At 41.8% G+C, this 14,619-nt stretch carries 16 protein-coding genes; 10 read left to right on the top strand and 6 right to left on the bottom strand.

Annotated features, from left to right (window positions below; genetic code table 11):
* The 4 genes from IJJ71_RS04020 to IJJ71_RS04035 form a co-directional block, all read left to right on the top strand.
* Positions 1–681, top strand: a 681-nt coding sequence (locus IJJ71_RS04020; protein ID WP_296845453.1) for a hypothetical protein, incomplete at its 5' end; no start/stop codon positions are given.
* A gap of 97 nt (positions 682–778) precedes the next feature.
* Positions 779–1,015 (top strand): hypothetical protein, encoded by a 237-nt coding sequence (locus IJJ71_RS04025; protein WP_296845454.1) that lies wholly within the window; start codon positions 779–781, stop codon positions 1,013–1,015.
* Positions 999–1,412, top strand: coding sequence for a type II toxin-antitoxin system VapC family toxin (locus IJJ71_RS04030; protein WP_296845455.1), 414 nt, complete (start codon positions 999–1,001; stop codon positions 1,410–1,412). The genes IJJ71_RS04025 and IJJ71_RS04030 overlap by 17 nt, the downstream gene beginning before the upstream one ends.
* Complete coding sequence (locus IJJ71_RS04035) at positions 1,409–1,882, top strand: NUDIX hydrolase (RefSeq protein ID WP_296845456.1); 474 nt, start codon at positions 1,409–1,411, stop codon at positions 1,880–1,882. Before IJJ71_RS04030 ends, IJJ71_RS04035 begins: the two co-directional genes overlap by 4 nt.
* A 27-nt stretch (positions 1,883–1,909) precedes the next feature.
* Here IJJ71_RS04035 and yhbY read toward each other — a convergent pair whose 3' ends face one another.
* Entirely contained in the window at positions 1,910–2,224 is a 315-nt protein-coding gene (gene yhbY, locus IJJ71_RS04040) for a ribosome assembly RNA-binding protein YhbY (RefSeq protein WP_296845457.1), read from the bottom strand.
* Positions 2,225–2,334: 110 nt separating this feature from the next.
* On the opposite strand from yhbY, the gene IJJ71_RS04045 reads away from it, so the two are divergent.
* Positions 2,335–2,706, top strand: a complete 372-nt coding sequence (locus tag IJJ71_RS04045; protein ID WP_296845458.1) for a hypothetical protein — start codon at positions 2,335–2,337, stop codon at positions 2,704–2,706.
* A complete protein-coding gene (locus IJJ71_RS04050; RefSeq protein WP_296845459.1) occupies positions 2,703–3,014 on the top strand; it encodes a hypothetical protein in 312 nt (103 codons plus the stop codon). Before IJJ71_RS04045 ends, IJJ71_RS04050 begins: the two co-directional genes overlap by 4 nt.
* A gap of 160 nt (positions 3,015–3,174) precedes the next feature.
* Here IJJ71_RS04050 and IJJ71_RS04055 read toward each other — a convergent pair whose 3' ends face one another.
* The 4 genes from IJJ71_RS04055 to hypB form a co-directional block, all read right to left on the bottom strand.
* Positions 3,175–4,269: a DUF5692 family protein gene (locus tag IJJ71_RS04055; RefSeq protein ID WP_296845460.1), complete on the bottom strand. Its 1,095-nt coding sequence runs from the start codon at positions 4,267–4,269 to the stop codon at positions 3,175–3,177.
* A gap of 50 nt (positions 4,270–4,319) precedes the next feature.
* The gene (locus IJJ71_RS04060; protein ID WP_296845461.1) at positions 4,320–4,664 is read right to left on the bottom strand and encodes a hydrogenase maturation nickel metallochaperone HypA; all 345 of its coding nucleotides are present in this window, start codon (positions 4,662–4,664) and stop codon (positions 4,320–4,322) included.
* The gene (locus tag IJJ71_RS04065; protein WP_296845462.1) at positions 4,664–7,390 is read right to left on the bottom strand and encodes an FAD-dependent oxidoreductase; all 2,727 of its coding nucleotides are present in this window, start codon (positions 7,388–7,390) and stop codon (positions 4,664–4,666) included. Before IJJ71_RS04065 ends, IJJ71_RS04060 begins: the two co-directional genes overlap by 1 nt.
* Positions 7,391–7,559: 169 nt before the next feature.
* Entirely contained in the window at positions 7,560–8,228 is a 669-nt protein-coding gene (hypB, locus tag IJJ71_RS04070; protein WP_296845463.1) for a hydrogenase nickel incorporation protein HypB, read from the bottom strand.
* A 464-nt stretch (positions 8,229–8,692) separates the two neighbouring features.
* Here hypB and IJJ71_RS04075 point away from each other — a divergent pair, with 464 nt between their 5' ends.
* Positions 8,693–8,878, top strand: coding sequence for a hypothetical protein (locus tag IJJ71_RS04075; RefSeq protein ID WP_296845465.1), 186 nt, complete (start codon positions 8,693–8,695; stop codon positions 8,876–8,878).
* Positions 8,879–8,923: 45 nt separating this feature from the next.
* On the opposite strand, the gene IJJ71_RS04080 is transcribed toward IJJ71_RS04075, so the two are convergent.
* Positions 8,924–9,295, bottom strand: coding sequence for a helix-turn-helix domain-containing protein (locus IJJ71_RS04080; protein ID WP_296845467.1), 372 nt, complete (start codon positions 9,293–9,295; stop codon positions 8,924–8,926).
* 107 nt (positions 9,296–9,402) lie between these two features.
* Here IJJ71_RS04080 and IJJ71_RS04085 point away from each other — a divergent pair, with 107 nt between their 5' ends.
* From IJJ71_RS04085 to pheT, 3 genes are all read left to right on the top strand, one after another.
* Positions 9,403–11,706 carry a hypothetical protein gene (locus tag IJJ71_RS04085; protein ID WP_296845468.1) on the top strand — a complete coding sequence of 768 codons (2,304 nt, stop codon included), beginning with the start codon at positions 9,403–9,405 and terminating at the stop codon, positions 11,704–11,706.
* 20 nt (positions 11,707–11,726) lie between these two features.
* On the top strand, positions 11,727–13,010 hold the full coding sequence (locus tag IJJ71_RS04090; RefSeq protein ID WP_296845469.1) for a hypothetical protein: 1,284 nt from the start codon (positions 11,727–11,729) through the stop codon (positions 13,008–13,010).
* 79 nt (positions 13,011–13,089) lie between these two features.
* The coding region (gene pheT / locus IJJ71_RS04095; protein ID WP_296845470.1) for a phenylalanine--tRNA ligase subunit beta at positions 13,090–14,619 on the top strand (1,530 nt) is incomplete at its 3' end.

Here is a 14,619-nt window from a genome sequence, read left to right on the forward strand (position 1 = left end):
GTCTTCGAGGAAGAAGCGGATTCAAAAACTCAGAAAACAAACCAAGACTTTGAAAAATCAAGCAAAACTTCTGAATCAAATACCGATTTCCAAGAATCCGTAAATGATGAGGATTCATCAACTTCCGAAGAAAAGCAAACGACAGTAAAGAAGCACGGAGCTGCATTCTCATTTTTACTGAACTTTCTGGATGTCTGTGCAAGCTTATTTTTTATCTCTGGAATTATCATGATTTTGAAACCAGAGTTGATAACCGAGCACGGATTTCCAGAAAAACAAATACAACAATTTGCAACAATCGCAATCGCAATATACACACTTTTAAAATCTATCGTTGCTTTCTATTCAAAAAGAGTTTACAAAAAAGTTCTACCAATTATTCTAATCGTTGTTTCGATTCTGGCCTATTTCTTACTATCATCCATTCTGTCCCTAAAGGAAAATTCTTACCAGTTTTTTGCTGCCATATCTTCAATTCTATGCCTGCTCTCTTACTTCGCATTTGAATATTCATGTGGATATAGGTCAAGAACTTTATTCAAGAAAATCATCGCTACCTTAATTCTTGGATTTACAATTTATGTCTGTGCTCAATATGCGATTTATCCTAGAAAAGCCGAACTCGGAAATGCAGCAAGTAATTTCTGGAGAGAAATTTCTAAGTTTTGCGAAGCATGGTAAAATAAATACATAAATCACCGCCGCTACCAAACATAATACTCCGCATAATTATGGAAAAAGCAAAATTTGTGTGATAAAATTAAATCGGAGGTGAAAAATGAGCGATATAGCATTTGAACAATACGCACAACAAGTTGATTTGCTGCAAATCTTTCAGCTGGAAATCTTGAAAAACAAAATAGACTCCATTCTCCAATCAAAGAAAAAAGCGGCACAAGCAAATGAAGCCACCGACCTCGCACTCTTTGAACACTTCAGCGGTTTGGGAGCAGGAATTGACGCTGATTCCGCAAAACAAGAGTATTTTGAGGGAAAGTATGGAAGTCTTAATTGATACAAACATAATTTTGGACTGGTTTCTAAAGCGGGAAGACTTTTACGAAACTGCTAAAACACTACTCAATAAAATTTGGTTTGGTCGAGAAAAATCCTATCTCACCGTACACTCAATTTGCGATTTGTTTTACATAATTGACAAGTCCTTTCCAATTGATGAAAAGAAAAAACTTCTTCAACTTCTATTGAGCCGGAATGAAATCATTTCCGAAACAAAAAAGGATATCTTATCTTTTATAAACAATCAGAATTGGACTGATTTGGAAGACGGCTTACAAATGCAATGTGCTGAGAATTGCAAGCTAGATTATATAATTACCCGCAACTTGGACGATTTCATCGACTCGAAAATACCTGCCATTTCTCCGCAGGATTTATTGGAGAAAATAAAATGAAATCCCAACTCACTACCCTCTGCTATATCGAAAAAGACGGTTGCTATCTCATGCTGCACCGAGTTACAAAAAAGAATGACATCAATCACGACAAATGGATTGGCGTGGGAGGACATTTTGAGGAGCATGAAAGCCCGGAAGATTGCCTTTTGCGCGAAGTGAAGGAAGAAACGGGGCTTAATCTCACTGATTATCGTTTCCGTGGAATCGTGACTTTTGTTTCTGATGATGATCCGGCCGAATACATGCATTTGTTTACGGCCACAGGCTTTGAGGGCAAGATTATTGATTGCGATGAAGGAAAACTTGAATGGTATCCTATAGACAAAATTGACGAGCTGGAGCTTTGGGAAGGCGACAAGATTTTCTTTAGATTGCTCCGTGAAAACGCGCCGTTCTTTTCGCTCAAACTCGTCTACAAAAAAGGCAAGCTGATTGAAGCTGTTTTGAATGGGGAGAAAATTAACTAACGGAAGTTAGCCCCCCCCTCATTACTTTTATTTAGCCAGCTTGTTCAGTTCCTTCTCAAACTGACGGTCTTTTTCTTCTTTTGCTGGGCGGTACAAAATCAGTACATTTCCGATGAGCCGGACTGCCGTTGACTGTGTTTTTTCGGCAATTTCGCCGCTCAACTCGTGTTTTTCGTCCTTAAACTCGTTGAATTTGACTTTGATAAGCTCATGCTCGCCCAAAAGCCGTGAAATCTGTGCGATTTGATTTTCTGTTACGCCGGCTCCGCCAACCTGAACCAACGGACTCAAAGGCTGGGCGTTTCTTTCCAAAAGTTTTCTCTGTTTTGCGTTAATTTCCATAGAAATATTATAAATTTTCTACGGATTTTGTTCTATACTATAAAAGTGATAGCATAACTATCAGTAATTTGATATACTTTTTTAGTAAGATTTTTTTTCAGGAGAATACTATGGCTTGTTTTTTGGTTCCTACGACAGAAGCAATCGTCACAACTGTTTTGGAAAAAGTTCTCAAACAGAAGAACAATACTTTTTCTGTTAAACTCGGTTGGCTCAACAAAATGCTTTGGGGCGGCTCGGCTCTTCTTGCTTTTGAGCATGTATGGCACGGCGAGGTCGTTCCGTTCTTTCCGTTCCTCACAGCAGTAAAAGACGGAAATGCGGCTGAAATGCTTCACGAGATGGGAACAGCCGGCGTTTCAATGGCAGTTCTCGTAACAGCAGTTTGGGGCGTTATGGTCGCAGTCTCAAGTTTTATTGAAAAACGAAAAGATTCTTCGGGGGCAACAGGGACAGCCGGACTTGCAGGAGGCTTGGCATGACACTTTTGACAACTGTTTTTGCAGCCGCAATCTGCACGGCAATCTGGTATAAAAACGAATCAGCACGAGAGCTTAAAGTGAGCACTCTCTGCTTTATGTATTGGGGAGCTTCCTTGATGTGGCTCATCGATGCAATTTTTGAGTACGGCGAGGCAGGGGCAGAATTCTTCACACCAGCTCCGCTCGATATGCTCAACGATTTGTTCCTGGGGCTTTCTGTCGTAGCGTTCGGCCTTGTAATTTGGCTCGTGATTCTGCTCGTAAAAGACCCGAAAGGAATTGTAAGAAAGGCTTTATTGAAGAAATAAAATTCGCAAGGAACAAAAAAATGCCGCGCCCGCTATGGAGCGCCTTTAGTTGCCGCTTGCGGCAATGAGCGTTAGCGAAGCGCGGAACAGCGGCAGCCAGTTGATTGCGCCCATAAAAAAAGGAGCTTCATAACGAGGCTCCTTTTTGTTTTTCTGTCTGTTAGCGTTCTGCTCGTGCCATTGCTTCTTCGTAATCCTTTGTACCGACAAAAATCTCGTTGGTGTACGGATTTTTCTTCTGCTGAACTGAACGCTTGATAATCACTGCGAGTGCAACAACATTGATTGCGAGAGCGAGAATTGAGACAACGCCCTGCGGAACTGGATTTGCCGTGATTCCTTTTGCAGCGAGTTCTGCGGCAGAATTGATTGCTGTCATGTCGAACGCATTGATTCCAGCTTCAGCGGCTCCCTGATAGAGAGTTGGCAAAACAGCTGTTGCATTTTTAATCTGGAAAAGAGGGAACACCTGGGCGAACATGCACCAGAGAGCCAGCGTATTTGCTCGGTTCTGAATCCAGCCGCCCTTGTTCCAGAACGCAGCCGCGAATGTCGGAGCCAGAAGAAGCGCAACACCGCAATACCAGCTGTGTGTCGGAAGATTTGCGTAAGTGTACTGGAAATTCCATACATCGTAAGCAAGAATGAACCAGATTGTCATGTCAGGCCAGAGCATATCCTGATGATGCTTGTCTTTTGAAGAATAAATTCCCCACCAGCCAGTCATACAAAGAATGTTGATGATACCTGCGATTCCGTTTGTCCAGTTCCACCAGCCACCGTAAAGCCATACATTTTCGCTAGATTTCCACCAGCGGTCGCCAGTCGCAACAAAAGCCTGCGAACCACGGATTGCGCTCTCAAAGTCAGAAGCAACTGCAATCAAAATATTGATTCCAACGATTACGAAAGGCCATGCTTTGAAAGCGTGAGATTTTCCGAGCTTTCCCCATTTGTATTTAAGCACCATGAAACCGATACAACCGATGTCAGCCGCATACAGTTTTGCGTAATGGAACCAGCCGTTCATGTACAGATAGGTCTGATTTTTCAAAGCCCATTCAGCACCACCAGCTGCCGCAACGGCAACCACAATGAAGTAAGCTGTGAGAGCAAGCGGGAGAGCAACCAAGAGCGCGATTCCGCCAGCCTTTGTTCTTCGGGCGATTTCATTTGCAAGAATCAGTCCGACAAATACGGCACACCAGCCCAAAAGCTGAGCAAAAGCCGCATTTCCATAAATTTGAAATAACATTTTATCCTCCTGAGTGTGCCGTCCCCTGCTCCCTGAACGGAGTCGAAGGGTCAGCACGCTTCAATTTGCTTGATGTTCATCTCGTTGCCTGTCTGTAGCACGGTGTCCTCGCTTTGACAGTGCGGGCAAGTCCTTCCATGCTCGACAGTTCCGTAAGTTTTTCCGCATGAGTTGCAAATTGTCACGGCAGGAATTGTCTCGATTTTCAAGCTGGAATCCTGCATGATTTGGGTCTTTTTGACAGCCCATTTCCAGCAATCTTCCAGATATTCGGGCACAACTCCGCTGACCTCACCGATTTCAAGCGTTACGCTCTGAATTTGGGCAAGCTTCTGCTCCTCAGCAAGATTTTCGAGTCGTTTAATAACATGAAAGACAATTCCAAGTTCGTGCATTACTTATCCAGTGAATTTCGATTCGGATTCAAGAGAACTTTGATTTCGCGTTTTAGCATGTTCGGGAGGATTGCCTTCAATTTATCCTCGCTCGCAATCATGCGGCTTGCGTTCGGATGCTCGCGGTGCAAGTGGATTGCGTCGAACGCACATTTTGTCGTACACACGCCACAGCCGATACACTTGTTTTCATCAACAACGCTCTGACCACAGCTCAAGCAGCGGGCAGTCTCTTTTTTAATCTGCTCTTCGGTAAGGCAAACTTGTGTTTCCTTGAATTTGCTTCCGACTTCGCTGATTGATTTTTTGCCCGGAATCTGACGAGGAGTGTCATCATAGCCTTTGACGAAAATATCTTCCTTATTAAGCTCGATGAATTCGCGCTTGTCACGGCCAATCGTCATGCTCGAATGCGGCTGAACAAATCTGTGAATAGAAATCGCTGCCTTTTTGCCAGCCGCAATCGCATCAATCGCAAATTTCGGGCCTGTGTAAACATCGCCGCCTGCAAAAATGTCTGGCTCGGCAGTCTGGTAAGTCACGCCGTCAGCAACAACGCCGTTTCCGCGTCCAAGCTCGACTTTTGTTCCAGCAAGCATGTCGCCCCAAACGATGCTCTGCCCAATCGAAAGGAACACATTTTCACACTCAACGGTGATTGTGTCGTTTTCATCATAAGTCGGATTAAATCGGCCAGTAGTGTCTTTTACAGAAACGCATTTTTTGAACACGATTCCTTTGACTTTTCCGTTCTCAGTAAGAATTTCTTTTGGCCCCCAGCCGCAGTTGATTTTGATTCCTTCTTCTTCGGCTTCGTAGATTTCTTCCACAGTTGCAGGCATTTCTTTGCGCTGCTCCAAGCAAAATTGCTCGACATCAGTTCCGCCGCATCGCCATGCAGTACGGCTAACATCAATCGCAACATTTCCGCCACCAACAACGACAGTTTTTCCGCTCACTTTGTAATCGTGATTATCAGCAACAGTGCGAAGGAAATCAACCGCAGTCATAACGCCCTCGGCATCCTCGCCAGGAATTCCGGCTTTTCGACCGCCCTGACAGCCAATCGCAATGTAGAAAGCTTTGTATCCCTGCTCACGGAGCTGCTGAATCGTAACATCTTTTCCAACTTCAACGCCAGTTTTAATCTCAACGCCCATTTCTTTCATGACATCGATTTCAGCCTGAACGACATCTTTTTCGAGTTTGAAACTTGGAATTCCGTAAACAAGCATACCGCCAGCAATCTTGTTTTTCTCGAAAACAGTCGGGCGATAGCCTTTTTCGGCAAGGTAGAACGCACACGAAAGTCCAGCCGGACCGCCGCCGATAATCGCAATCTTCTGCTCAAATTCACCACGGTTTGAAGGAATCACCTTCTTCGGGATAAACCGGGTTGAAGAGTCCAAATCTTTCTGAGCGATAAATTTCTTTACTTCATCAATAGCAATCGCTTCGTCAATCGTTCCGCGAGTACAAGCTGCTTCACATCGTTTGTTACAAATTCGGCCACAAACGGCAGGGAACGGATTTTCTTTCTTAATCAGCTCCAGAGCCTCAGTGTAACGACCTTCGCTTGCCATCTTCAAATAGCCCTGAATTCCAATGTGAGCCGGGCAGGCTGTCTTACATGGCGCAGTTCCTGTCGAATAACAGTTAGTTCGGTTTGTGTTTCGGTAATCGACATCCCAGTTTTTCTCAGACCATTTGTGATCATCCGGCAAAATGTGCTTAGGATATTCGACCTTAGTTCCATCTTTTTTGCAAAGTTTCTGACCAAGCTTAACCGCACCAGCCGGGCAATATTCAACACATCGGCCACAGGCAACACATTTGTCAGATTCAACACGGGCAACATAAGCTGAGCGCGAAAGATTCGGTGTATTGAAAAGCTGGCTCGTTCGGAGCGCGTAACAAACATTCACGTTGCAGTTACAGATGGCAAAAATCTTGTTCTCGCCGTCAATATTCGTAATCTGATGAACAAATCCACATTCCTCGGCGTGTTTCAAAATCTCCAAGACCTTCTCGCGGGTAACATAATGACCGCGTTTTGTCTCAACGAGATAATCCGCCATATCGCCGACACCGATACACCAGTCTTCCGGGTCATCGGCACAGCCTTCATCGAAAGTGCGTCGGCTCAAACGGCATGAACAAGGAGAAGCCGCATATTTTCCGTCGTATTTGTCGAGCCAGTGAGAAATGTGCTCAACCGAAACGCTCTGATTTTCAGTCTCAATCGCAGCCTCTACAGGAATAACATGCATACCGATTCCGGCACCCCCCTCCGGAACCATCGGCACGACCTTAGTAAGCGGCTCAAAACTCATTCGCTCAAAGAAACGACCCAATTTCGGGTGCGCTTCAAGCTGCTTCTGATTCATGTTGGTAAATTCCGCGCTTCCAGGAACGAACATCGGCAGGATGTACTGTTTTTCGCGTTTCGGGTTTTCCCAGTTGTATTCAATAAGGCCCGCCATCGCCATGTCCATAAGGAGCTTTTCGAGATATTTTTCGTCCTTTCCGGTCTTTTTGGCAATCTGCGGCAAAGTCACCGGCTTTCGCACATCCATTTTGAGCGCGACTTCAGCCATTTCATCCGTGACAATTTCATTCAATCCCCAATATTCCGGGTCATTTTCGTTAATTTTTCGTCCAAGTCGGTCAGTAATTTTCTGCCCAAGCTTCAAAATAAGTGGTCGGACCGTTTCTTTTTCTGCCATTTTCGTACCTCTTTTTTTTATAATATTGCGCGAATCAACTGCCTCCGGGCTTTCCGCACAATTTTTAATTAATGCCCGCACGGATGCGGGTAAAAGACCGTCATTCCGCAAGAATTTTTGTTAAAAAATTCTTGTCACGACAGGATGTCGGTCAATCCCGCGCGTGAATCTATTTGTTATGTGCACTCACTTCTTCGAAAAGCCAGTCAGTCCATTCCTGAACTCCCTCGCCAGTTTTTGCTGAAATCGGAAAAATCTTCACATTGGGGTTGAGTTTTCCAACATATTCTCGCAGTTTTTCCATGTCAAAATCAAAATACGGCATGACATCGATTTTGTTGATAATCAGCGCATCAACTTTGCTGAACATGAGCGGATATTTGAGCGGCTTGTCATGACCTTCCGGCACCGAAAGAATCATCACATTCTTTGCCGCTCCAGTGTCGAACTCTGCCGGGCAAATCAAATTTCCGACATTTTCAAGCACGACCAGATCCAAGCCGTCTGAGCCAAGCTCGTTCAAGCCCTGCTCGGTCATTGCCGCATCCAAGTGACACATTCCGCCAGTGTGCAGCTGAATTGACTTTACGCCCGCATTTGCCATCGTCTCGGCATCCACGCTCGAATCAATGTCAGCTTCCATGATTCCGATTTTGATTTTGTCCTTGAGAGCCTCAACGGTTCGGAGCAAAGTAGTAGTTTTTCCGCTCCCCGGCGATGACATGAGATTCATCAAAAAAGTTTTCTTAGATTTGAGTTTCTGCCGCAAAACCTCGGCTTCCTTGTCGTTGTCAGCAAGGATATTTTCCTTAACTTCAATAACGCGAACTTCCGCCATAACCGCTCCATTGCAAAATGATTAAAATTTTCTGTATATTGATAGTGGTGCTATCATTTATTTTCAACTCATTATATCACATTGCACAGAAAAGGAAAGAGGTCAAAAATTTTTTATCACTTTTTAAGAAAATGTGTTATCGTATATTAAGGAACTTTTAAGCATTTAGCTTCTTTCATTAATCACCGCTTTCCTAAGAAGCGTTTTACCAACAACCAAACAGGAGAATAGTATGGGCGAGGGAGGACAATGACTATCAGGGAATAAACACCACCCTGAAAGCTTCGAACGGAATGATTTTTGAATTGCAGTTCCACACAAAAATATCTTATAACACGAAAACAAACGGAACTCACAAATACTATGAAATAATCAGAAGCCTTACGAAAGCAGAGCGAATTATTTGCGCAGATTCCAGTTCCCGCTGGTGTCAAAGAGTTTTCGTATCCAACCACAAAATAAATATGGAAGAAAAAACCAGATATTACAAATTTCCGGTCGGCAAGGTAATTATCCGCCGAACTGGGGATAAAATCGAAAAAAAAGGAAAATCCGGCGTATGGGAAAACGCAATGAACCTTGCATGGCGATTCTGCTCCGGCGACGGAAACCTCATCGAAATCTCAGAAAAAGAAGCGCAGGAAAAATGATTCTTGCGAGGAATTTTTTGGCTACGGCTTATATGTTCAACTGTTTTATTCTTCGCTAATTGCCGTAGCCAGATTTATAAATGCGGTTTGTGTACGAACAGAGCGATTCTCAAGGCTTGTAATCAACCGTTCGTATTTATGATATAAATTCAATTTTTGTAACACATTTTCTTCATTGCTAGAAACATCTGTTTCATTTGATTTTGGCAATAATACACTTTCGCCTAAAAGCCATTCCAAAGATTTGTTTAGGACTTTTGAAATTTTAAGAGCAACATCAGCCGTGGGAATACTGTCAGGCCTGTTTCTTCCGTTCGTTATCGTAGTATAAGGAATTCCAGTAAGAGCGGATAAAGTTTTTATGTTCATTCCCTGATATTGCAATTCTTCATTCACATTCTTCCAAAACGGACTCATAGTATAATTATTACTCATTTAGGTTCTATCTTGCTTTAAATAACCTAAATGAGTTATTATAACTTATATAGGTCTCTATATCTGATTTGAGTCCTAGAGGAGTTCACATGAAAAAAATAAAATGTATCCACGCAGCTGTATTCATGTTACTAACAATGAGTTTCTCATTGTTTTCATGCTCACACGGAAGTGATGACGGAGGTTCTTCAACACCCACAACAACCGAAACAATCGGTGGAATTGAAGTACCAATAACTGATAAAAATAAGTCTTCTACAGTTCTTATCAACGAAGGATATTCCGCTCTTAATTCTGGAGATTATGACACTACTCTTTCAAAATTCCGCTCTGCTTACGCTTTGGACCCGAATGATACTACAAAGATTTATTATGCACTCACAGAACTTGCAATGCTTAGTACAGATACTGATGTCGTTGATATTATAAAGAATGATTTTGGAGCTAAAAATTATCCTGCAACACCAAATGCAATTTTCAACAGTGCTTGGGTAAGCGAATTAAAAACACCTGTTTCTAAACTCAACTCTGTTTTCAATTCAGAATGGCTCAAAAAATATCCTGAGCTGAAAAATGTTAACGCCGCAACCTTTGAGCAAAACGCTGAGGGAAATTACATAAGAGTTTCGGCGACACCAACAAACTCATGGAGCAATAATGTTCCTGCTTGGGACAGCTATTATCTGCATGATGGAACCTGGGTATATTATTTAAATTATATTTCCGTCATGGACAAAAATACATTTTATCTCACAAATGTTACACCTGATGCAAACGGCAATTATCTGATTCCGTTCTCCAGCTACTATTCAAGCTTAACTGACAAAACAGCTTATGAAACACAGGCAAATTCAGAAATCGCAGATTATTTGTACAATGTTTCTTCTTATTATACTTCAGGTCAAACTCAATATCAGCTTACAAAAACTACTGACGGTAAATATGTCAGATTAACAGGTACAGAAACAACCTCGTATAATACTGATTACATGTGGTATTCATACAAAAACAACGATGGAACATGGACTAGCACCTATGGGTATATAATAAATTACTCTCTCTCAAACGAAGGTAACTATCTTGCATATAAATCAAATATCGTTCCTAAACTTGCACAAAAGAAAGCAAAAGCATCTTTAACTTCTTACCTTTACAATAGTACATCTTCTTACAGGAAAAATATTTTAGGCGAAATTCTTTATCTCCCGGAGCTAGCAGTTCCTGACTGGGTAACTTCCAGCCAGTACTATAAAGATACAATTGTCGGAACGACACAGAGCTACAAAACTTGGCTCTATCTAATTTATGCAAATCTCATAACAAATAATGAACAAGGCGCAAACGAGAAAATTGATAAGCTTATAAAAATTGTTCACGCCAAAAATGAGACCATAAGGAAAATCGTTGATTCTATGGGTACTGGAACAACAACTCTCGATCCAACATTTATTCGCAATCTCAGACTCGCCGAGTATATCGGAGATGATTCCGTAACAATCAGCAAAACTGAAATGCAGATTCTTTCTGCAGCCCTTGAAGCGTGTGATGCGGCATTAACTTTCGTAGCTTCTTATGATTTGAGCGCGGATTTGAAATGTGCAGAAATCTCTTTAGAGGCAAGCCCTGCTGAAAACAATGCAGAAAAAGACAAAATCGTAAAAGCAATCAATGATTCAGTGACAGCGAAAACACTTTCTGTCCGAGACGCAACAAAGCTCGCAGCCGCAAAAACAATGTTCTCAGAAGCAGCCGGTAGAGTCATTTCATGCTACAACGAAATTAAAACTTCAACACTTTATCCGCAGATTGTAAAGGACAAAATCGCAGAATATGGCACAGCTTATTATGACGGAGCTGTAAAAGCAAAAGCCGCTTTGGACAACGGTTCAATTTTCTATATCCCAAAAGAGCCTAATCCAAGAACTTTCCCGACAACCGCATCCGAAGCATTTTTCGGTATCGACTTAGGAAAAGTCTTTACTCCTGGATATTTTACAAACATCATAGAGCGAAGCACAGATAAAGAAAAAGTCAAAATTTATTACAAGCGTTTTGAAGAAACAACTGGATGGAATGGCTCAAACCCTATCAACAATCACTCGGAAAGCGAAATCACAGAGCTTACAGGCTCAATCTCAAACTTCGCGACAACAGTAGCAAATGATGCAGGAAAGACTCTAACAGTAACTTCATCACCTTCTTATTCTTATACAAGAAAAGAAATCTGGTATGAAGTCGGAATTTTGATTAACAAAGACATCATAACACAGGCTCTTCCAGGAATTGAAGGCGCAGAAAACCAATTTGATACGATTACATCTGCAAAAATTGATAAAACTAGATTTATAAAAATCTTCGATTTCCACGGTTCAACTACAATGGTAAATAATTAAAAATTATTACCAAGTCATAAATGAAAAAGGTTCTTTTTGCTGCCCTTATTTTGCTCTCGCTGATAAGGGCGGCTTTTTCTGAAATCAAGTTTTCTCCAGATTTTTCAATTTCACCTTCAATTGATTCTCGTTTTGGATATTTATTTTACACCCCAAGCAGTTCCAGTTATTTTCATACAGAACGATTAGAAGTTGACACAAAAACAAAAGTGGGAGAATTCAAAATCGGCGGGTGTTATCTCTATGGAAATTCTGACCGGGCAATGTTAAACGGCAAATTGGAATATGGTTCTGCCGATTTTGAATTTAAACGAAATTTTTATGCAGTCCGCTATAGTTTTTCTTCCTTTTCCTTTCCCGGGGAATTAAAAATCTTCGATGAAATTCCAAGATTCAGCTTAAATGACGGTTGTGGAAAATTCATGAGTTTTGGCGGTGACATTAATTTTTCATTATTTGACACCGATTTAAAATTCAGCACAGACTTTATTTTCGGAAAAGCAAATGTTCAAAAAGGAGATTTGTATTATTTTTATGGAAAGCCGGATAATTTAGTTCTTTTTGGCGGTAAAACTCAGCTTAAACTTCCTTATGGCTTTGAATTTTTTACTCTTGGCGGAAAACTGACATTCGACATCGACACAAATGAGGGAATTAATGTTGGAGAATCAAAACTTCAACTTCTTTCAGCTTTTTTGGCAAAAGAATTTTATCTTCCTGTCCGTGATGAATTCATGATTAAACCTTTTTTGGGTTACGCTTACCTTTCATTGAATGGCAATGCTTATCTTACATCATCAACTCAAAAATACTTATTATTTCCATATAAATTTGCCGGCGGAAATATTGATGAAAAATTCAATTTTGTGTCTTTGGGAAATTCGCTCGAATTCAAACGCGGGGGTCTCTGTTTTACCCTCGATTTAATCTACTTTTATTGTATGAAAAATTATGCTTCTGGAGATTATGCTTATAAATACAAAAAGAGCATTTTCTTTGACGGAAGCTCCGACAACGGCCCACTAAATTTACCAGATGCCATGGGAATGCATGTATTCGCAGGAATCACAGAAATTTCGTATAAATTTAACATACACAAAAATTTTATTCCGACATTAAGACTGACAAAAATGGTTGCGGCGACAATCTTAAATCAAAGCACAAAAGATTTCTTGAACGCAGCATTTTCGTCATATTCTACAGTTGGCTCGGCATCAGAATCACTCGCCTCAGCAGAAGACAATGATATATTAAAAAAAGCCTTACTTTCTGGAACAAGCATTTCCTTACGAATAGATTTTTGACAGAAATTCGCAAGCCGTTGATTGCGCTTAATTTTTTCTATATAATATAGTTTCTATTGAATAAAATTCGAGGAACACTATGCCAAAAATTGAAGTAAACGAAAAATTGTTTTTTAATCTTCTTGGAAAAAAATACGATTACGACACACTTGAACGAAAACTCACTTGTGGAAAGGCTGAGCTTGACGAAAAGCCAGACATGAGCCAGAGCGAGGACGAGCGTGTAATTAAAATCGAACTTAACGATACAAACCGCCCTGATTTGTGGTCAACCGGCGGCGTTACCCGTCAGCTCCGCTTGCACGAAGGCGCAAAACGCTCTGACTACTCAAAATTTTTGTCAAAAGCCGGGGCAATCAAAGACAATGGCAACCGTGTTATCACTGTCGAAGAAGGCCTCAAAGATGTTCGACCTTTCATGGTCAGCTTCGTAATTTCTGGCAAACCAATCGACGATCCGATGCTCAAAGACATCATCCAGACTCAGGAAAAGCTCTGCTGGAACTTCGGCCGCAAACGAAAGTCAATTTCTATGGGCGTTTACCGAATGAGCCAGATTAAGTGGCCATGCCATTACAAGGCTGTTGATCCGGACAAAACTTCATTCGTGCCACTCGCTTGTGACGCACCGATGACTTGCCGTCAGATTCTCACTGAGCATCCAAAAGGAAAGGATTTTGGTTGGATTCTCGAGGGCTTAAAAAAATTCCCGCTCCTCACAGATGACAAAAACGAAGTTCTTTCTATGGCACCAATCATCAACTCAGCAACACTTGGAGCAGTTCAGGTTGGAGACAAGGACCTGATGGTTGAGCTTACAGGCGACAACATGGAGAACTTGATTCTCGCCGCAAATATCGTCGCTTGTGACTTCCACGATGCAGGATACGAAATTTTGCCAGTAAAAGTCGTTCATCCTTACGAAACAGGCTTTGGCAAAGAAATCACTGTTCCGTTCTACTTCCAGAAAGAAGCAAAGGCAACTCTGGCCGCAATCAACAAAAAGCTGGGCAGCGACCTCACAAAAGAGCAGGTTCTCGACGCACTCAGCCGCATGGACAACGATGTTGTTGCAAAAGACATTCCAACAAACGAAACTACAGCAAAATACTGTGCCACAAACAAAACTGATGTTGAATTCACAGTTCAGCCGGCTCCATACCGCAACGACTTCCTCCACGAAGTTGACGTTATCGAAGATGTAATGATTGGCATGACTCTCGACTACTTCAAGCCACAGAAGCCGAACGACTTCACAATCGGTAAGCTTTCTGACGTTACACTTTTCAGCCGAAAGACAAAAGAAATCATGGTCGGCTTGGGCTATCAGGAGATGATTTTCAATTATCTCGGCTCAAAACGAGATTATATCGACCGCATGAACATTTCTGCTGACAAAGTAATCGAAATTCTCAACCCGATGAGCGAAAACTATCAGTTCGTTCGTCCGTCAATCATCGCTTCATTGCTCCGTGCCGAAAGTGCCGCTGCAAACGCAATCTTCCCGCAAAAGATTTTTGAGATTGGTAAAGTTGCATTCCTGGACGATAGCGAAAACACTGGAACAAAAACAATCCAGTCACTCGGATTCATGACTGCAGCAAATAAC

Origin of the sequence: Treponema sp. (assembly GCF_017430385.1) — a bacterium.
Lineage (GTDB): Bacteria > Spirochaetota > Spirochaetia > Treponematales > Treponemataceae > Treponema_D.